Below are 19114 nucleotides of genomic sequence, written 5' to 3'. Positions count from 1 at the left end.
GGCCTCTATTATACAAACGAACGAGGGATATATAGCACCTCGGAATAGAGTAGAGCAAAAAATGGTAGAAATTTGGTCAGAGGTATTAGGGATTGACTCCTCTGTCATTGGGATAAATGATAATTTTTTTGATCTAGGTGGGCACTCTTTAAAAATTATGAGTACTTTAGTAAAAACATTTTCTGAAGGTTGGAATGTAACTATTAAAGATTACTTTGAATTAAAAACAATTAATAATATAGCTAAAAAAATTCAATATGGATATAAAGTAAATTCACATTCAGATACATTAGATATTAAATTGACAACTCCTCCAAAGAAGCTAAAGAAAACAAAAAGACACGAATTTAGTAATAATAGCAAAATACTTTTAACAGGTGCTACAGGATTCTTAGGTATTCACCTACTAGAACAACTATTGGATACTACAGAATGTAAGATATATTGTTTAGTTCGTGGGGAAAATAAACAAGAGGCAAATAATCGTTTATTACACATGTTAAAATTTTATTTTAAAAATAAATTTGTAAGCTATCAATCTTTAGTAAATCAACGTATCTTTATTGTACAAGGTGATTTAGCTAAACAAAATATGGGATTAGAAAACGAATTATATAAGGAGCTTCATCAACAAATATCAACTGTTATTCATGCTGCAGCTTTAACAAAACATTTTGGCGAGTATAGTGAATTTGAAAGAGCAAATGTCCAGGCGGTAAAAGAACTTCTTGCATTTGTTGGTGATACTAAGGATTTACATCATATATCTACAACTGGTGTAGCCGGACAATTTGTATTAAATGAAACGGAAACAATATTTAAAGAAAGCGATTTTTATGTAAAACAAAATTACAAAGATAATGTGTATGTGAAAAGTAAATTTTTGGCGGAATATGAAATATTCAAGGCAATATTAACGGGAACAGATGCTACTATTTATAGAGTAGGAAATCTTACAAATAGATATATTGATGGACAACATCAATATAACTTCACCGAAAATGCATTTATGAGCAAATTAAAATTTATATTACAATATGGTATCGTGACAGATGTATTATTATCAAGTGAAGTTGAGTTTACACCTGTAGATTATTGCAGCAAAATTATCACAGGGTTTGTAACTTCAAATGAAATACATGAAAATAGCAAAAATTGCGTAAATCATATATACAATCATCTTACGTTAAATTTAAATGTACTTGTAAAATTACTAAATTCAATGGGATATCCAATTAAAGTAATTTCTGAAACAGAGTATCAACAATTTATTTTAGAACTTTCTAAAGATAAAAAGAAACAGGAAGATATTCAAAACCTCATGACATTTGAAGAACCAAAAGATAATTGTTATAAACCAATAAATCTTGATTCGACTGAAACTCAAAAAACACTAAAATTATTAGGTATTCAATGGCCTATTATTAATATTGAATATATACAACAAATTATTAATTATATGACGAGTGTTACTGGTAGTAATTCTGTTGCAAAGCTTTTTAAACAAAGTTACACTTTAAAAAACTGAACAGACTCATGAGAAATTTTAAAGGAACACAGTTAAAAAAATACGCAAAATTTTTTAGACAAAATCACTGAAATAGGACAAGCTTTTAGGCGGAATTATATGCATAATTATTGTGATTCTATCCTTTATAAGGAAATAATTTTTAGTCAGCAAACACATGTAACCTTTTGAATATTGGGTAAAAGACACCCTAGTAGAGTTTTTCATATCGTATGAGACATTGCTGTCGAAAAATTGCAAACAGATGGGAAAATACAACAAGCTATTATCCAACAAAGAAGGAAATACCCCCATAGAATACGTTAGAGCGTTAGATACATTAGAAGAATTTAATGAATTGAATTTAGACTATGTAGAGACGAGTATGAAGGAATAATAACAATATAACAAGTACTTTTTCAGCTTTCTACGTTATATAAGGTAAGGGGAAAACTGTCATCGAGATTACAATTTTAAGTGGATTATCTTTTTCTTTATGGGGAATAACATCGTTAAACACGTTATATGAACAAGCTACAGTAACAAAAGGAGATGTGTAGCCATTGGAACAGGGAGTAGCGGATATTTAAGTTGATAATTGGGAACAGGAAATGAATAAATGATAGGTGAAGTATTCTTGGGAACCCATGGTTCTTACAACAGATAAAAGATCCCTTCGTTTGTTACGAAAAGAATCTTTTATCTGTTGTGTTTTTTTGTTCTTTTGTTCCCGTATTCCTTTTCATTTTAGGTTTCAAAAATATATAAAATCAATTTTAAGACAAATTACTTACATTAATATGCTAATATCAATAGTAGATATTTTATCTTAAATTAATGAAAAAGAAAGGTGATACTAATGAATTCGACACCAATTGATTCTGAAATCTTTAAGGACCAGTTTGGTACAAAACAAATGAGAACAAATTTTTCAGACGAGAATTTAATACAATTGTGGCTTAATTCAGAAGTTGCCTTAGCAAAAGCTGAAGCTAAATTAGGTATTATACCTCAAAATGCAGCGACTAATATTGCAAATGCAGCTGACCAAAATAAACTTGATTTTAATAAGATTAGAGAAGGAATGAAAAAAACTGGACACCCCTTTGTAGCATTCCTACATGAGTTCGAGAGTTTATGTGATGAAGAATCACGTAAGTACATTCATTGGGGAGCAACAACACAAGATATAATTGACACGGGACTTACCCTGCAAATTAAAGGTGCTCATGAACTTATTTATAATCAAACTCAAGAAATATTAAAGATATGTTTGAGATTAAGCCAGCAATATAAGTCAACAGTAATGCCAGGCAGAACGTTAGGTCAGCATGCCTTACCGATTACTTTTGGATATAAGATATCTATATGGTCAGATGAACTTGGTCGTCACTTAGAAAGGTTACAACAAGGTGCAGACCGATATTTAGTGGGGCAACTGGGAGGTGCAGTTGGTACTTTAGCTTCATTAGGAGCGCAAGGGTTAGCTGTTAGAAAAGAGTATGTAAAAAATTTAAACCTAATTGAACCCTTAGTATCTTGGCACACGTCTAGAGACCGATTTGCAGAATTTAGCATGATTTTAAATATGATTGGAGCAACTACAGCTAAAGTTGCAGAAGAAATAATAAGCCTTCAAGGAACAGAGATTAGAGAAGTAGAAGAGGGGTACCATTCTGGTAAAGTAGGAAGTAGCACTATGCCGCATAAAAGAAATCCTATGACTTGCTCTTATATTGTGGGATTAACTAAAATAGTCAATAGAAAATCAACTTTAGCTATTGACAGTATGATTCAGAAACACGAAAGAGATGTTACATTTTGGCAATCTGAATGGTCTTATATTTCGGAAATTTGCATAACTTTAAGCGGCGCATTAGAACAACTTAAAAATGTCTTAACAAACTTAATAGTAAATGAAGAACAAATGAAAAAGAATCTTTTTCTTACCAAAGGTTTAATAGTATCTGAGAACGTAATGTTAGAATTGGGGAAGATAATTGGTAGAACTACTGCCCATGATTTATTGTACGAATTAACAATGAGAGCTTTTGAAGAAGACAAAGATTTAAAAGATATTTTATTAGAAGACAATGAAATTAAGAAGTATTTTAGCGATGAAGAGATAAATTCCCTTACTAATCCAGAATCATACACAGGGTTGAGTGAAAAGTTTGTTGATGATGTTTATAACAAGTGGTTGAGTTATACATAAAACCAATTTAAGACCATTAGCTGAGGAATAATTCCTCAGCTAATGGTCTGCTTATACACATTATTAATTGTAATATTGCAGCCTAGAACATCTCTTGCAATTGAATCGGATTCAAGGAGTGTTACAGAATTAACCCCTGGTCGCGCTCCCGCAGCAGTTACCCAATGAACGCCTTCTGTTGGAATTCCAAAGGAGTATAAATTAGGATTAACTTTACCGTTTTTATCTATTAATCTATTTGGGGGGGGAGTCACTGCTAAACCTCCACTTTCAAAAATATAATTATTGTTCGTTGCAATCTTAAATTCTGAGGCTAGACCTGCTTTTAACATATTTGAGATTAAAATATTTTTACTTTGATTTATATTAACTGAGGGTAGTCTAGCATCAATTAGGTTCTTTGCATGAAATATCGAATCCTTAACACGGTTAGAGCTAATTTTAAAATCTTTATTTATAGGTGAAGTAGCTACAGTTGCTTCAGGTCCAACTAAAACTAAAATTCCGGCTCTTATTAATGCCCTCAATTCTTTGATTCTTTGAACAGGAGGGCCAATTGAAAGAAATGCGTTTAAAGGTGTATACCAATTGCGTAACTCTTCTTTATAAGATTCAGCATTTATTCCTCCATGATCAACAAGTATTCTTATTTCGTTTCGGATATCCCTTAAAACATCTAATGCGGCTTTTAGTGGACTGTTTTTATTACCCAGGTTTGCTTCGTTAATATCATTATGTAAGTAAGTATCTAACCAATTATGAAAGTCTGTTATTGAATTAAATTTTTTATCACCATAAGGACAACTAATTTTGTGCCAATCAAAAAATAGTTCTGATTTTACTCCAAAGTTGATTAAAAGATCCTTATGGTATTCTATGGCACAATTAACAAACTCGTAAAGGAACTGACAAGATTTTTCTATTCCATAGAGATTGCGAATTAAAGTTGTATAATAGATACTTTCAACTTCCAATTTTACGAAAGGCCATATCTCTTTTTTAAAGCTTAGGTTATTTTTATGTTTTAACTGCTCGATAACTTCATTTTTTAGAAATAGTGGGATATGTCTTTCTGAAGAACCTTTTTGATTTTGTCCCCTAGAGTGATAAGGTAAGCCTCGCCTAGAACCTGCAATTAATAAAGGTTCTTTACCAGAGGGAATGTAATTTAATTTGTCATTAATTTCTTCAAACTTTCCATCTCTCCCACTTGTTAAAAGTGACATGTAATCAAAAAAATTAAGGCCTAATCCCCTTATTATTACGGGAGTTTTAGGTTCTATTGAATCTAAATTAACATCTGCTGGATTGGATGGTGGGAAGTAATTTAGGTTGTTACTATTAGCAAACTCAAAGAAATGTTCTTCAGCTGAAGTTAATTTCTGATCTGAGTGCCCAGTTGTAAAGATAACCTTTTCAGCTTTAATTGGTGTTAAAGACTTATTAAGAAATAAAGTATAATCTTCATTGTTCGGATAGAGATTAATTAATGTGTCTTGAATTAAGTTAATCTTAATATTTGAGGGTAATTCTTCAAGAATAGTATTAAATGAATCTTTAAGATAATAGCCGTATAGAGCTCTTGTAGGGTAAGAGTTAGGTTCTAAGGAATAAATTTCTTCTGTAATAACGGTGGGCATATCCAAAGTGTCAATTTTATCCCTTAATTCATTTGCCCATTCTAATAGACTAGGCCCATTAACGATAGGACCCCGACACTGGACGCTATCATCAGTAAATAAAGTTATTTGCGAAGCCACTGTATTCATTAAAAGTTGAGGTGACTGGTCTGTTCTCCATACAGCTCCACCTGGAGGATGTGGATCAACCAAGGAAATTTCATAAGATTCTGATTTTAATTCAGATAAAATATTAGAGACTATTCTTTCAAATACTGATATACCTCTTGGTCCTAAACCTACTATCGCAATTTTCATATACTCACACCTATCCTTTCTGCAAGATCTAATTTAATCCGTTATGTAAAACAACATAACTAGTAGGTGCAAAAAAAGTCAAGTGTAAAACTAAAAAAATAATTTACTAAAGGGTGTTTAAATTGGAATTTAAAGAGAAAATTAAGTTATTTCGAACGTTACATGATCAAAACAATCCATTAATGCTTCCAAATGCATGGGATGCATCAAGTGCTAAGATTTTTGAGAGAAACGATTTTCAAGCGATTGGGACTACTAGTGCTGGTATCGCAGCAACCTTAGGTTATCCAGATGGCGAGAAGATTCCTTTAGAGTTAATGTTAAATTCCATTAGTAATATCTCGAAAAATACCAAACTTCCTGTTTCAGCTGATATTGAAGGAGGATATGCCGCTAATATTTTTGATTTACGAAAAATATTAAATGAGTTAGAAAAATTTGAAGTGGTAGGTATAAATATAGAGGATGGGAGAGGTACGTATTTAAGAGAAATTAATGAGCAAAAGGTCATTTTAGACTTTATTAAAGCTTATTCGCCTCATCTTTTCATAAATGCAAGAATTGATAGTTTTTGGCTAGATATTGGCGATTTAAAAGATCGTATTAAGGATGTAATCGTTCGTGCAGAAGAATATAAAAAATCCGGAGCAGATTGTATTTTTATTCCTGGAGTTAAGGATATTGAGACAATAAAAGTACTTAGAGAAAATATAGAGTTACCTATAAATTTGCTTCAAAGTGAAAACTTAAATTCCATGCAAAACATAAAGACACTAAAAATTGAGAGAGTGAGTCTTGGATCTTCAGCTTTTAGGAATATTCTAACAAACCTTGATAAGATAAGCAGCACCTTTAAACAGGGGAAATTATTACATTCAAATGGAAACTTAACCTATCAAGACTTAAACTTGCTTATGGATTGATTTTTTACAGGTGAATAAACTACTAAAAATAGTTATTTCTATAATTTTCAAAAAAAAGTTTCTCAACCTGAAACTATCAGACTATTATGTAATTTCTCTTTTTTGTGTGTTATGCTAGATTTATCAAATGTAGGAGGTGATTACATATGATCGTTAAAGTAAAAAAAGCTTCTAAAAAAGTAGTTGCTGCTAATGCACTTACTAATGTACCAGGTTAAGTCATTAAGAAGAACCGGATTTCCGGTTCTTCTTAATTTTTTAATTAATCAATTAATTAAGGAGATGTTATAAAATGAAACCAAAATTTAAAGAAACTATCCCTTATTTTTTCCTAAATAAAGAAATTCAAATTGGTGAAGAAGAAGGTTTAGCAGGTATAATTCCAGACCCTACTGGTAGCATCTCATTTCTAATAAATAAATTAGATGGCCAGAGAAACATTCCAAACATCGTTCAAGAAGTACAAAAAGAATTTCCTGATATTAGTTCAAATGAAATTATTGAGGCTATAAAAGTTTTAGGAAATGAAGGTTATTTAGAAGATAATTCAATTGTACCAGAACTCAATGATTACACCTTAGAAAGATATAAAGCGAATATAAATTATTTTTCACTATTCACCAAATTCGGAGAAGATAAATATAAAATTCAAGAAAAGATTTTAGAAACGCCTATTGCACTTCTTGGTGTAGGAGGACTTGGAACACAAGTACTGTATCATTTGGCAGCATTAGGATTTCATAATATAAAAGCTCTGGACTTTGATAATATTGAATTAAGTAATTTTAATAGACAGTTGCTTTATTCGGAATCAGATATAGGGAATAGTAAGGTTGAAATGGCTAAAAAGCGAATATCCCAATTCAACCCTAATGTGGATCTTCAAATTATAAATAAGAAAATAGAGTCACCTCAAGATGTGATTGAACATATTGAAGGAACTGAGCTTGTGATATGTGTTGCAGATAAGCCAACATTACATATTGCAAACTGGGTAAACGAAGGTGTGGTTAAATGTAATCTGCCAATGGTTTATGGTGGAGTATTAAATACTCGTGGTAGATTCTTTTCTATGATTCCTTCTAAGACAGGTTGTGTACAATGTCACATTAATTATGCAAGACAATTAAACGATAAACAAGACGAGCAATTAGAAGCTATGAATAACATGGAGTTTACTAGAAACAATGCTGCTATAAGTCCAAACGTAGCTATTGTAGCTGGAACAATTGTTAATGAAGCATTAAAAATTTTAACGCAGATTGCACAACCTATTTCTTTAGGGAAAGTTATGGAAGTGGACTTTTTAACCCTAGAAACTAATACTGTTTCTTCGTGGGAAAAAATGTTAGATTGTCCTCTCTGTGGTCAAGTAGTTAAAAGTGAAGTGAAGTTAAAAGTGAAGTGAAGTGATTTGATATGCTACCTAAAGTTTTTTTAAATAAGAATTATGTAATACTTTTTTCTGGGATGACAATAAGTAAATTAGGAATGTGGTTCTTCACTATAGCAATTCCATTAATTGTTTATGATTTAACCCATTCTCCAAGTAAAATGGCCTTCGTACTAGCATTAGAGCTTGGAGCCCAAGTTATTTTTAGTTTAATAGGTGGGGCATTAGCAGACCAAATGTCTAAAAAGAAGATAATGATAATAGGAGACTATGCTTCAGCGCTTTTTGTACTCGTAGTTCCTATACTTTTTTTAAGTGGTTATAACAGCATAATAGTTATATATATTGCCGCTTTTACCTTATCTGCTTTAGCAGCTTTTCATCATCCTAGTTTTGAATCTGCAGTTCCTGAAATCTTATCTAAAGAGGATCTTATTCAAGGTAACTCATTCTTTAGACTAAGCGAAACGATTATCACATTCTTGGGACCTGCCGTAGCGGGGATTGCAATAGCGCTTTTTGGGAATTCGAATGTTTTATTAATAACAAGTGTGGCCTTCTTTTTATCAGGAACAATATTTTTATTTTTAAAATTTAGAGATTTTGCTGAAGAAGAGAAGAAACGCCCTGAATTAGTAAAACCTATTGTTGAAGGACTAAGATATGTCTTTGGAACGAAAATTATCTTAGTTGGTTCTCTAGTTATTTTTGGTATTAATATAGGATTTGGAGCTGTAGAATCTCTTTTTATGTATTACTTGAAAGATTATCTAGGCTTGAGTCCTATAAATATTGGATTAATTTTTTCATTACAGGCAATTGGACCAATTTTGGCTGTTTATTTTGCAAGTAAATTTAAACATATTCCAAGAGGAAATGTTATTATTTATTCAGGGATTGTTATAGGACTTGCCCAGATGCTCCTGTACTTCTCTCAATTCAGCTTAGTAATTTTAGTATTCTGTCAAATTTTTATTAAAGGATCAGTTACTTTATTAGCTATTAATTGGTTTACATTGCGACAAGAGACTGTACCTAGCAAGTTGCTCGGAAGAGTTATCAGTTCTACTAGAATGGTAGCATTTTTAGCTTTACCTTTTAGTGCTATGATAGCTGGCTTTTTGGCTGAGTCAATAAATGTTTTGTCAATCTTCTTAGTTGCAGGTGCTTTCGCGATAGTATCATCAATCGTAGGTGTAAGTCTTGGTTTATTTGATAGAAAAAGATTAGATAAGATTCAAAATGATACAGCATTGTAATTAGTTAAGTGTAAAGGGAGTTATTTTATGAACAAAATTGAACTAATAATTATGAATTCTAATGAAGTACGCCGGAGAAGTTTAAATTTATGGAGTTCTATTCCCAGTGAGGTTTTATTTCATAGGGCTGATTCATCTTCAATGACTATATTAGAACAAGTACGGCATGTTTTAGAAGCTGAATATTTATATCTTGAAATTTTAAAGACTAGAAAAAGTTTGCCCTATAGCGATGATGAACCAAATCCTTTCAATACACGCGATTTTACAACCATTCAAGATGAGGTTGATTTTGCAAAACCTTATCGAAAAAATTTCTTAGATTTTATAATGGGATTAAATGAGGAAGATCTTGAAAATATAAAAATAGATCGCTCAGATGTAGGATATACTAGAAACCTTGGAGATATGTTAATGAGAATGGCGTATCATGAAGCCGTACATACAGGGCAATTATTAAGAGATATGAGGGCTTTAGGTTTAAAAAGACCTCATCTATGGGATTAAATTAAAAATGGTTATCCGTTAGCATTCTAAATAAATGTTTCTATTTCTGACGAGTTATACATGTTAAAATATATAACATGAGTATGTAGGGGGAAGAGTTATGAGCACTGAAGAGTTTTTAACAGATATTCATGAGCACACTCCGAGTTATAGACAGATAAAAATGGAAGCGTTGAGAAGATTTCCTAATGAACGTTTGCAAGTTATTGAATATATATAAGAAAATGCAAGTTTATACGATTATTTAATATGTTTGTTAGATATAACACAGAATGCTCTGGTGAATGAATCTGTACGCAAATCGGAAGGCGAGTTAAAGAAGTATGAGTTTACAGCAAGTGAATTAGAAATGTTGTTTAGTGGATTCTATGTTGCAGTTAGGCAATTGCCTGAGAACATTGGACCTAAAATTTATGAAGCTATTCGATGCAAAAGTGAAGACGTATTATTGAAGTGTTTAGAAGAATCAATAAGAGGGTCTGAAGAAAAGAAAAAAGAAAAAAGCGGATTTTAACATTGAAATTTATCGTACAAAGAATTGACACTTAAATCCCTCACAAACGTTACAGAAAGATATAAGACCTAAGTTGAAAGAAAAGTAAAAGGTCAATGGATATAGTTATATTGTGCAGTTGATTCAGAGGGTAATACAATTGATTTTTATCTAAGTAAATCAAGAGATAAACCAGCAGTCAAGCGCTTTTTCAAGAAAGCCTTGGCTTTTTCGCATGTTTCTAAACCTCGTGTGATAACAGTAGATAAGAACCCTGCCTATCCTGTAGAGATTCAAGTCATTTAAAACAGCAATCTCTATATTGAGTGGTGTCGAATCTATGCATATGATAAAAAACGGGCAACTTGTTTTACCGGACAAGTCTGTCCAAAATCAGAAAGAATTTATTCCTAAATGGTTTGGCTTAGCTTCATAAGATAGAAATGAAGAGAAAATTGCTATTCTATGTTTTCAACTAACATTTTTGCACCAGAACCGAATCTTCAACGAATTTACTATGTAACATGGCTAACACCTGCATCCTATTATTAAACGGTGTTCCAAATGCACTAACAATTAAGCTAATACCAGTTGCTAATGCTCCAACTACTAATTTCTTGAACATAATAAATCCCCCTTAATATTTTTTATAACTTGCACCTTAAATATATCACTTTTCTTATTTTGTAAATGTTTTGAATTTGTAGAAAAGTTTATTTGAATCTTATTAATATTGGTAATTCATTTTATTAAGTGGAAAATAGAGGGATTTTTATAGGTATGTAAAAATACATAATAAATGAACCGAATATTATGATATACTCTCAAAGAGCTGATACAAAACTTCTTTAGATTGGAAAACTAAAGTCTTATCTACCCAATTGTGGGGGCGCCTTATGGCGTCTTTTTTTTATAAGAAACCTCCAAGCATTCATACACTTGAGGGTTTATCAATTGAAAGGTAGGGCTGTTTGGAGTTCCTTAAATTAAGAACAAAGCAGGATTATTCCTAAACCAATTAATAGAGCTGCAGCAAACGCTGGAATTGGCACAGGGATCTCGATACTTTCTACAACTAAGAAGTATTGTCCACTTACTACTTTAAAACAAACTAATTGCATTAATTAAGAGTTTTAGTGCACTACTCCTTGGAAGTTGATCTTGTAGCGCTCTTTCTCGTAATTCACTATGTTTTCTAAAGAAAATAGTGAAAGGCAAGGCGATGAATACATTTACAAAATGACAAAACTGTAAGAATACACGAATGTTTGTAAGAAAGTTCGATGTTTTCCTTTTTCTTTTTTTATTATAGTGAAAAAGAAGGACGAAATATTCTCTTATGTAGGAAAGGAAGATAATAATGATTGATCTATTAAATAAATGGATGTTAGAAAGTACAGGCAATTTCAATATCGTTGTAGGAATTACAGCACTTCTATTTTTGGGTTCAGTAATTGCACTTATTATTATTTACAAAAAAATTGGTAAACCAGATGAAAGCACAAATGCTATTTATTTAAAAATTACTTCTCGTATGTTTACTACTTAAATTCTAATGAATGCTATATTTATTTCTTTAGTTGGTAAAGATATTGAGAATTTCCGTCAAATCTTTATATTATTTGAAGCTTTTGTATTTTTTATTGGAGCTATTTATTCGTTTAAATTATATAGACAGGAATATAAATAATTTACTTGCAAGAAACAATAAAAAAACTGCACCCCAATTGTTAGACACAGTCTAACAATTGGAGGTGTAGTTTTTTTATGACTAAATTTACTTCAGAAGACAAAATGAATGCAGTAATACATTATCAAGATGGAAGTGAGAGTATAAAAGATATTGCGAAATCATTGGGAGCGAATCACGAAGTGGTTCGCATGTGGATAAAACAATTTGAATATCATGGAATCCTGGCCTTTGAAAAAGGCTATACAACGTATTCTGCACAGTATAAACTAGACGTACTAAATTATATGTTCGAAAATGGGACGTCTCCAAACGAAACGGCAGTCATTTTTAATATTTCTTCACCTGGACTTATTAGAAAATGGCGTATTCAGCTACATCAAAAAGGAGTAGACGCCCTTAAATCGAAGAAAAAGGGGCGTCAATCTATGACTAAGGACAATCAAAAATCAATTAAGAAACAAACACAAACAGAAGAGTCAGTAGAAACATTACAAGCTGAATTGGAGCGTTTGCGTATGGAGAATGCTTATTTAAAAAAGTTGAATGCCTTAGTTCAAAACAAGGAAAAATCACCAAACAAGATAAGGCGCAAGTAATCTATGAACTAAGGAAAGCATTTCCGGTGCAGGCACTTTTAAAATTAGCAGAACTCCCACGAAGTACATATTATTACTGGATACAGAATTCTAATCGACCAGATAAAGATAAAGAGCTAAAGATCCTTAATTCAAAACATTTACGATGAACACCAAGGTCGTTATGGATATCGCCGTATTCGCGATGAGTTAATGAACGAAGGACACAAAATCAACCATAAAAAAGTTCAACGAATTATGAAAGAGTTAGGTTTAAAGAGTCTAGTTCGTATGAAAAAATATCGCTCGTATAAAGGACAAGTAGGTAAGATTGCGCCAAATATTTTAGAACGTAATTTTAAAGCTGAAAAGCCGAACGAAAAATGGGTTACAGACATAACAGAATTTAAATTATGTGGCGAGAAGCTCTACTTATCACCGATGTTAGATCTATTTAATGGAGAGATAATCGCTTATACAATTGATTCAAGACCAACCTATTCACTTGTATCGAAGATGTTGGAGAAGTCTTTTCAACAATTGACAGAAGAAGACGAACTCCTTATTCACTCTGATCAAGGCTGGCATTATCAAATGAAGAAGTATCGTCACGCCCTAAAGGAACGCAAGATTACGCAAAGTATGTCTCGTAAAGGGAACTGTTACGATAATGCGGTTATTGAAAGTTTCTTTGGTATTATGAAAACTGAATTTCTTTATCTAAAAGATTTTGAAAGCATAGAACACTTTAAACAAGAATTTGAAAAATATATCGATTATTATAATCACAAAAGAATTAAGGCAAAACTAAAAGGCATGAGTCCGGTACAATATCGAACTCATGCCCTAAAGGCTGCCTAATGAAACGACCTGTCTAACTTTATGGGGTCAGTTCAGGGATGGGATTGAGTTTTGAGGGACTGCCTTTTGGTGGTCTTTTTTGCATAAAATCTTGTAAAGCAAGAAAAAGTAGAATATTAATATTCTAATATTCAATAGAAAGATAAAGTGTTTAAAAGTTCAAAATAATACATTATAATCTATTTAGTAAAATTAACCAAAATATATTTTGCTTATTATGTATTAAAGGGGAAATGAAAATGGCTGGACAAATTCGTATGTCACCAGAGGAGCTTAAATCAAAAGCGGCTCAATATGGACAAGGTGCAAATCAAATTGAGGACATTTTAAGTCAACTACAAAACTTGCAAAATGAATTAAGAGGAGAATGGGAAGGTCGTGCTTTCGAAGGTTTTGATCAACAGTTCAATGAATTAAAGCCAAAAGTACAAAACTTTGCACAGCTATTACAAGAAATTAATATGCAGCTGAATAAAACTGCAGAAGCTGTTGCTTCTCATGATGAAGAATTATCACGTAATTTCGGTTTGAAATAAAAATTGTCATAATCTATATAACAAGCATTTCAAATGAGCCATACAGCTTATATTGTATGGCTCATTTGATTGCATGCCTAGAGCGAGTGATATTGATAGGGATATATATTTTATGAGATTTCTTTGATGCGTTTGGAAAACTTATAGAAAGGGTTTGAAAGAATGGGACAATTTCAAAGTAATTTACAAACAGCAACGCAAATTGCTACGAAAATGGAATCAGCCTCTGATAGGATTCAAAGTGTAACAACTCGTTCTATAACAAAGGCGACGCGTACAACATTATCTGTTAACTTCAAAGCACAAGAAGCGAATCAACAAATGTTAGACTTGACGAAACAATTTTCCGCTGCCTTTCAACAAGCGGTTGATAATATTCATTCGGTATCTAATGAATTTGAGAGAATGGATAACGAACTTCACAATACTTTTCGCTAATGTGACAACCTACGTAAAGTAAAATAGTAGGAGGAAAAAGATGAGTCAAGATATTGAAAAACAAATTAATCAAGTAAATCAAAAGTTACGAAGTGTATTTGAAGAACAAGACCGAAATCAATCTGCGATTCAAGCTCAAGAACAAGCGGAAGCAGATTTTTATGAATGTAGAAGTCGAAATCGTCGTTTGTTTGATCGAATTTTAGGAACTTGGCATGGTGATAGAGAAATGTCCCAGTTTTTTATGAATACGTATCAAGATGCACAACATATTGAACGAAAAGTCACATTTGAATTGGAAAACAAAAAAGAAACGTTGCTTAAAGAAAGACGAGACCTTAATGATTTAGAAAACGCCCTTTCCTATCAACAACAACAATTAACAAGGGAGGTCAATGCATGAGTTTAAATATGTATTTGGGAGAGGTACGAAGCCAAACTCAAAGCATGAATGCTGTATGTACCGCTACTATTCAAGGTATGGAACAAGCCATTCAGTCGATTGACGCTTTTGCAGTTGATACTGTTTTACAAGGGCAAACATATAGTAGTGCAAAAGCATTTTTTGTACAAACCTTTCGACCTTTGGCACAAGGAATCATTTATTTGTGTGAAGAATTAATCCGTCAAAATGATGCTTTTCCAAGTGACTTTCAATCACAGGTAGCTCAGGCAGATGTAATTGAACACGAGATATTAGAACAAATTCGGGAAATTGACCGAATGAAAACAAGTATGGAAGCTGTCAATCAAGCTATGCCAATGCCGGGTATGGATGCCATGGTAAATCTTTTTATTGTTATGAGGAAAAAACTGCAAGAAAAGCTGGATCATTTGTATCAATTCAATCAGACCTCTAGTAATAATTATAGTACAGCAATTCAATTAGCAGCGAGTATTGCTGCAGGTCTTGCGGAAGTCCAAAGTGGGAAAGGGTTTAGTCCTGCAAGTGGTACATTTAGTATGCAAGGGTTGAATATGGAATGGACAACTTCAATTCAAGCGATTACAGAAGAGAGGGCACGACAAGCTGCCAATTCAATTGAAGAAGGTGAAATGTGTGGTAAGCTACCAGAAAAATCTACTGGTGAAAAAATATGGGACGGTATTGTAGATGGTACGGGACAAGCAGTTAGCGATACAATAGACGGAATAAAAGCTTTAGGAGATTGGGAAACGTGGGAAAACATGGGGAACGCTGCTTTGCACCCTATTGATACCCTTAGTACGATGTATAATGCATTGTCAGATTCATTTATTAATGATGTAATAAATGGAGATGCTGAAAGTCGTGCTAAATGGGGAAGTTATGCTTTAACACAAGTTGGATTAGGACTTATTGGTGATAAAGGATTAAGTAAAGTATCGAAGGTAGCAACTACTGCAAATCTAACAAAATTCTCAGAAGGTATTTCGTCTGTTTCGAATCATTTACCATTGAAAGAACGATTTGCATTCGCAGGTACTAGTGGCTTTGGTAGCAATCAGATAAAAACATTTGAAGTTTTACAAGAAGCCCGTGATACATTTATGTTTTCTGAAACTGGTGGAAGAAGTAGAGTTAAAGGTGTACAAGAAGTAATAAAAGATTATGCGGATAAAGTTCTTGATAGAGTTGAAGTGAAAAATGAGTATCCTGATTCGTATACAGCATCTAAAATATTACGTGAAGAACTTAAGGATGCAGGGATTGAACCACCCCCATATTCTAATGCAGCACATCATCTAACACCTTGGAATGATAGTAGGGCAGAAAAGGCACAAAAATTATTAAAGGAATTTGGGATAGACCATGATTCGGCGGCTAATGGAGTATTTTTACCTTATAAAGTTAATAAATACGTGACTACTGAAGTCTTACACATAGGAAAGCATAGTTCAGAGTATATACTTGAAGTAGAGAGAGTATTAAGTCTTGTTAAGAAACGGGGCGGTACTCAAGAAGATGCTGTTGACGCCTTACATGATATAAGAGAACGTTTATTGAATGGTGAATTAAAATTAAATAAACCGAAGAAAGAGTAATCTTATAATAGAAAAATAACAAAGGAGAGTAAAAATGAAAATTTGGGAATTAAAGAGTTCATTTGATGACTATGAATCCTTTCAACTATTGAACTTAGAAGAAGATTCTAAAAAGTATTTTGAAGGGAAAATTGACTCGGCAGTAAAAGCATCTGATTCATGGGGAGAAATACGTATTAAATGTGTAGAAGAAGGAAATCAAAGTGATTTGCCTCATTTTTGGGGAGAAGTTGGTACGCCAATGGTTAGTGGGAAAGCTAAAAAATTTTTAGAGTCTATACTTGGTGATAATGTAGAATTTCTTCCCCTAATTCATGATGTGACGGGAGAAGTGTATTATATAATTAACGTTTTAAATGCACTAGATGCTATTAACTATGAGAAAGCTATACTAAAGAAACTACGTTCTGGCTTAGTAATAGATTTCAAAAAATACGCATTCTTACCTAATATGGTTAAGAACCAAACAATATTTAAAGTTTACTTAAATGAAATATTACATATTCCTTCCGTTTTTGTATCAGATGAATTTAGAAATACAGTGTTAGAAAGTGATTTAAAAGGTTTTGAATTTATCGAGGTATGGGATTCAGAAGCAAACATGTAAAAGAAAGTCCTAAAATAATTGATAGGAGTTAGTGACATGGATGTAAAGGATTTAAAAATTCTAAGAATGTTAAACAATTATGAGGGAAATGAAAAAGAAATTTTTGAACTGATTCAAGCTGAAGCAATGGTGAAATTTATATGTGGAAAAATATGGTTTTAGAAATTGAAAAAATAGAGAAAAGTTTTAATGATAAACTGAATACACCAGCAACAGATAGTGAAGTTCAGAAATTAAGAGAACGCATGAAAGAGAGTTATAATGTTGACCTACCGAGTGAATATGAGGAGTTTCTTAAAACTGTAAATGGATTAGATTTTAACGGGCTAGTACTTTATGGAGTTGACTCTTATTTGTTAGATACAGAAAGGGACGAATCAATTTGCGGGCTTATAGAAACCAATGAGATTTGGTATGAAAATGAATTTCAAAAAGAGTATCTTTTCTTTGGCGATTCAAATATTGCGTGGTTTTGTAAGAGCTTATCAGACGGTACTTATTTAGAACTTGATAAACCATCTGGTACGGTAATGAACACATATAATGATTTTAATACAATGCTTGAGGAAGCGTTAAAAATAACCCTTCTTTAATAGGGGGTATTAAAAATTATGTTTAATTTTTTAAAAGAATATGTTGTAGCAGACAGAAGTGTCCGTTCTAAACAAAAACCTATTTTCTATCCTATATATCAAGATGAGATAGATGAGGCAGAAAGCTTATTACAAATGGAACTTCCAAAAGAACTGAAACGCTTTTATCAAGAAATAGGTTGTGGTTTTTTAAGTCTGATACAAGAACGTTTTTCAACAGATTTATGGACCCGATTTCAGTTGCAGATTTCCGTTTAAGGCAAGATATTTATGAATATAATCCAAACCTAGATGATGATTCATTAGTGTTTTTTGAAGTAACAGAACTTAACTTTTTAACAATTAAATTTAAAGAGGAAAATGAATTAGGTCAATGTCCTACTTACTCTGAAGATGAGAAAATAGCGGATTCTTTAGAAGAATTTTTAATTAAAATGGATGAAAATCCTGACTATTATATTTAATCTTTTTAAGACTTGCATTAAGGTGTAGCATTTGAAAAATATCTAATCATGAGTAAAAAAGCTTATGTATAACCTGCATAAGCTTTTTTAATGTCCATAATAGGTAAAAAGTATCAAAAACATTCACCATTAAATCACTTGAAAGTTTAAAGCGACTCCTAAATTAGAAAATCATATTAAAAATATAGATCCCTCTGTTCCAAGAAGGAGAGGGAGAGGGAGAGGTATTGATGGAGCACACAACAGTGAAGAGTTCTTTAAAAACAATATTAAAAATAGTCAGTGAATCACCTTCAAAAATTCTAGGTGTAAAAACAGTAGAATACAATATGCCTAAGTTAAATATGGATGGCACCCCTACAGGAGAGTATGGAAATAAAGTATTCACAAACAACATTTATGATCCTAAAATTATAAGTGATAAGGAATTTATTAACCGTGGAATTGAAGCAGCTAATGACGCTAAATTAAAAACCAGTGATGGAGTTCTTTCGAGAGAAGGGGCGGGTGTTGACGGTAAAGAAATAACTTGGAGAGGATACCATAAAGGTGGAGAAATCTCTTCTTTTTTTCCAGAATAAATTAAAGATATACGAGGAGAGATATGTATGCAAAGAGAATTTAGATTAAAAGATGAGGATTTACTAGATTTAACCCATTTTCCTATACAAGCAGTGTTTAATATGGTAGATGATGAAAGATTTTTAAAGGTAATCAATTCAGTTTGTGAAGGAGTAGGATTTGGAGAGGAATATGGCGCATGTACTTTTCCAGGAGATTTGGATGAGTATGATATTGCCAATGGAGATTCATTTGAAGGGGTAGAATTTGTATTATACAGTGGTGATGAGGTAATAATTGATTATCAAACATTTTATCATTATTTTAAAAAAATGTGTGAGGATTATTCAAAAAAGTATCCAAACACAATTAAGAGATTAGAAGATAGTCTTAACAAATTTATTGAATTATACAATATTAATAGGTAGAGACTATTTATAACTTATCCAAAATCATTATAAAAGGTAGAATGTTTCATGATTAGAATTGATTATATGCTAATATTCAATAGAAAGATTTGATGTTTG

18 protein-coding genes and 6 pseudogenes are annotated in these 19114 nt (G+C 32.1%); 21 read left to right on the top strand and 3 right to left on the bottom strand.

The genetic code is table 11. From position 1 onward, the window contains the following. Both MR160_RS15530 and purB read left to right on the top strand, forming a co-directional pair. On the top strand, positions 1-1528 hold a 1528-nt coding region (locus MR160_RS15530), incomplete at its 5' end, for an SDR family oxidoreductase (protein WP_242297679.1). A gap of 838 nt (positions 1529-2366) precedes the next feature. Next, positions 2367-3722, top strand: a complete 1356-nt coding sequence (purB, locus tag MR160_RS15525; RefSeq protein WP_001089379.1) for an adenylosuccinate lyase — start codon at positions 2367-2369, stop codon at positions 3720-3722. 35 nt (positions 3723-3757) lie between these two features. Here the strand turns inward: purB and MR160_RS15520 are convergent, their stop codons facing one another. Next, a complete protein-coding gene (locus tag MR160_RS15520; protein ID WP_000684560.1) occupies positions 3758-5659 on the bottom strand; it encodes an FAD/NAD(P)-binding protein in 1902 nt (633 codons plus the stop codon). 122 nt (positions 5660-5781) lie between these two features. Here MR160_RS15520 and MR160_RS15515 point away from each other — a divergent pair, with 122 nt between their 5' ends. The 6 genes and pseudogenes from MR160_RS15515 to MR160_RS15490 form a co-directional block, all read left to right on the top strand. Further along, on the top strand, positions 5782-6582 hold the full coding sequence (locus MR160_RS15515; RefSeq protein ID WP_000394562.1) for an isocitrate lyase/PEP mutase family protein: 801 nt from the start codon (positions 5782-5784) through the stop codon (positions 6580-6582). 292 nt (positions 6583-6874) lie between these two features. Then, positions 6875-7990, top strand: a complete 1116-nt coding sequence (locus MR160_RS15510; protein WP_000802789.1) for a HesA/MoeB/ThiF family protein — start codon at positions 6875-6877, stop codon at positions 7988-7990. An 11-nt stretch (positions 7991-8001) separates the two neighbouring features. Further along, positions 8002-9234: an MFS transporter gene (locus MR160_RS15505; protein ID WP_000937089.1), complete on the top strand. Its 1233-nt coding sequence runs from the start codon at positions 8002-8004 to the stop codon at positions 9232-9234. A gap of 27 nt (positions 9235-9261) precedes the next feature. After that, entirely contained in the window at positions 9262-9741 is a 480-nt protein-coding gene (locus MR160_RS15500; protein WP_001033111.1) for a DinB family protein, read from the top strand. A gap of 280 nt (positions 9742-10021) precedes the next feature. Then, positions 10022-10255: a hypothetical protein gene (locus MR160_RS15495; RefSeq protein ID WP_001005923.1), complete on the top strand. Its 234-nt coding sequence runs from the start codon at positions 10022-10024 to the stop codon at positions 10253-10255. 81 nt (positions 10256-10336) lie between these two features. Next, positions 10337-10670, top strand: a pseudogene (locus MR160_RS15490) (DDE-type integrase/transposase/recombinase); the annotation flags it as partial. 39 nt (positions 10671-10709) lie between these two features. On the opposite strand, the gene MR160_RS15485 reads toward MR160_RS15490, so the two are convergent. Next, complete coding sequence (locus MR160_RS15485) at positions 10710-10859, bottom strand: hypothetical protein (RefSeq protein WP_000473828.1); 150 nt, start codon at positions 10857-10859, stop codon at positions 10710-10712. 479 nt (positions 10860-11338) lie between these two features. Then, positions 11339-11455, bottom strand: a pseudogene (locus tag MR160_RS35330) (transposase); the annotation flags it as partial. 139 nt (positions 11456-11594) lie between these two features. Here MR160_RS35330 and MR160_RS15480 point away from each other — a divergent pair. From MR160_RS15480 to cdiI, 13 genes and pseudogenes are all read left to right on the top strand, one after another. Further along, a pseudogene (locus MR160_RS15480) lies at positions 11595-11924 on the top strand (6-aminohexanoate hydrolase). A 77-nt stretch (positions 11925-12001) separates the two neighbouring features. Then, positions 12002-13363 (top strand): annotated as a pseudogene (locus MR160_RS15475) (IS3 family transposase). A 26-nt stretch (positions 13364-13389) separates the two neighbouring features. Continuing rightward, positions 13390-13491, top strand: a pseudogene (locus MR160_RS35135) (ornithine cyclodeaminase); the annotation flags it as partial. Between the two features lie 111 nt (positions 13492-13602). Continuing rightward, positions 13603-13899, top strand: a complete 297-nt coding sequence (locus MR160_RS15470) for a WXG100 family type VII secretion target (protein ID WP_086413382.1) — start codon at positions 13603-13605, stop codon at positions 13897-13899. Between the two features lie 162 nt (positions 13900-14061). Further along, the gene (locus tag MR160_RS15465) at positions 14062-14337 is read left to right on the top strand and encodes a TIGR04197 family type VII secretion effector (protein ID WP_000529661.1); all 276 of its coding nucleotides are present in this window, start codon (positions 14062-14064) and stop codon (positions 14335-14337) included. Positions 14338-14377: 40 nt separating this feature from the next. After that, positions 14378-14740, top strand: a complete 363-nt coding sequence (locus MR160_RS15460) for a DUF3958 family protein (RefSeq protein WP_000076127.1) — start codon at positions 14378-14380, stop codon at positions 14738-14740. Continuing rightward, positions 14737-16362: an AHH domain-containing protein gene (locus MR160_RS15455; protein WP_086413384.1), complete on the top strand. Its 1626-nt coding sequence runs from the start codon at positions 14737-14739 to the stop codon at positions 16360-16362. Before MR160_RS15460 ends, MR160_RS15455 begins: the two co-directional genes overlap by 4 nt. 34 nt (positions 16363-16396) lie before the next feature. Further along, positions 16397-16969, top strand: a complete 573-nt coding sequence (locus MR160_RS15450; protein WP_000707085.1) for an imm11 family protein — start codon at positions 16397-16399, stop codon at positions 16967-16969. Between the two features lie 36 nt (positions 16970-17005). Beyond that, the gene (locus MR160_RS34865; RefSeq protein ID WP_000382634.1) at positions 17006-17131 is read left to right on the top strand and encodes a hypothetical protein; all 126 of its coding nucleotides are present in this window, start codon (positions 17006-17008) and stop codon (positions 17129-17131) included. Beyond that, entirely contained in the window at positions 17110-17562 is a 453-nt protein-coding gene (locus MR160_RS15445) for a YrhA family protein (protein ID WP_000265805.1), read from the top strand. The genes MR160_RS34865 and MR160_RS15445 overlap by 22 nt, the downstream gene beginning before the upstream one ends. Positions 17563-17580: 18 nt before the next feature. Further along, positions 17581-18026, top strand: a pseudogene (locus MR160_RS15440) (SMI1/KNR4 family protein). Positions 18027-18256: 230 nt separating this feature from the next. Further along, entirely contained in the window at positions 18257-18607 is a 351-nt protein-coding gene (locus tag MR160_RS15435; protein WP_001999206.1) for a CdiA family toxin C-terminal domain-containing protein, read from the top strand. Between the two features lie 27 nt (positions 18608-18634). Further along, entirely contained in the window at positions 18635-19015 is a 381-nt protein-coding gene (gene cdiI / locus MR160_RS15430) for a ribonuclease toxin immunity protein CdiI (RefSeq protein ID WP_098578397.1), read from the top strand. Positions 19016-19114: the final 99 nt, after the last annotated feature.

Source organism: Bacillus cereus group sp. BfR-BA-01382 (assembly GCF_022663475.1).
GTDB lineage: Bacteria > Bacillota > Bacilli > Bacillales > Bacillaceae_G > Bacillus_A > Bacillus_A thuringiensis_S.
The sequence above is the reverse complement of the archived record's forward strand: the minus strand, read 5'-3'. Positions and strand labels throughout refer to the sequence as shown.

Excerpts from the sequence above, each read along its gene's own strand:
- purB (WP_001089379.1), top strand. The coding sequence starts at position 2,367 with ATGAATTCGACACCAATTGATTCTGAAATCTTTAAGGACCAGTTTGGT.
- MR160_RS15520 (WP_000684560.1), bottom strand. The coding sequence starts at position 5,659 with ATGAAAATTGCGATAGTAGGTTTAGGACCAAGAGGTATATCAGTATTT.
- MR160_RS15510 (WP_000802789.1), top strand. The coding sequence starts at position 6,875 with ATGAAACCAAAATTTAAAGAAACTATCCCTTATTTTTTCCTAAATAAA.
- MR160_RS15505 (WP_000937089.1), top strand. The coding sequence starts at position 8,002 with ATGCTACCTAAAGTTTTTTTAAATAAGAATTATGTAATACTTTTTTCT.
- MR160_RS15500 (WP_001033111.1), top strand. The coding sequence starts at position 9,262 with ATGAACAAAATTGAACTAATAATTATGAATTCTAATGAAGTACGCCGG.
- MR160_RS15485 (WP_000473828.1), bottom strand. The coding sequence starts at position 10,859 with ATGTTCAAGAAATTAGTAGTTGGAGCATTAGCAACTGGTATTAGCTTA.
- MR160_RS15470 (WP_086413382.1), top strand. The coding sequence starts at position 13,603 with ATGGCTGGACAAATTCGTATGTCACCAGAGGAGCTTAAATCAAAAGCG.
- MR160_RS15465 (WP_000529661.1), top strand. The coding sequence starts at position 14,062 with ATGGGACAATTTCAAAGTAATTTACAAACAGCAACGCAAATTGCTACG.
- MR160_RS15460 (WP_000076127.1), top strand. The coding sequence starts at position 14,378 with ATGAGTCAAGATATTGAAAAACAAATTAATCAAGTAAATCAAAAGTTA.
- MR160_RS15455 (WP_086413384.1), top strand. The coding sequence starts at position 14,737 with ATGAGTTTAAATATGTATTTGGGAGAGGTACGAAGCCAAACTCAAAGC.
- MR160_RS15450 (WP_000707085.1), top strand. The coding sequence starts at position 16,397 with ATGAAAATTTGGGAATTAAAGAGTTCATTTGATGACTATGAATCCTTT.
- MR160_RS34865 (WP_000382634.1), top strand. The coding sequence starts at position 17,006 with ATGGATGTAAAGGATTTAAAAATTCTAAGAATGTTAAACAATTATGAG.
- MR160_RS15445 (WP_000265805.1), top strand. The coding sequence starts at position 17,110 with ATGTGGAAAAATATGGTTTTAGAAATTGAAAAAATAGAGAAAAGTTTT.
- MR160_RS15435 (WP_001999206.1), top strand. The coding sequence starts at position 18,257 with ATGGAGCACACAACAGTGAAGAGTTCTTTAAAAACAATATTAAAAATA.
- cdiI (WP_098578397.1), top strand. The coding sequence starts at position 18,635 with ATGCAAAGAGAATTTAGATTAAAAGATGAGGATTTACTAGATTTAACC.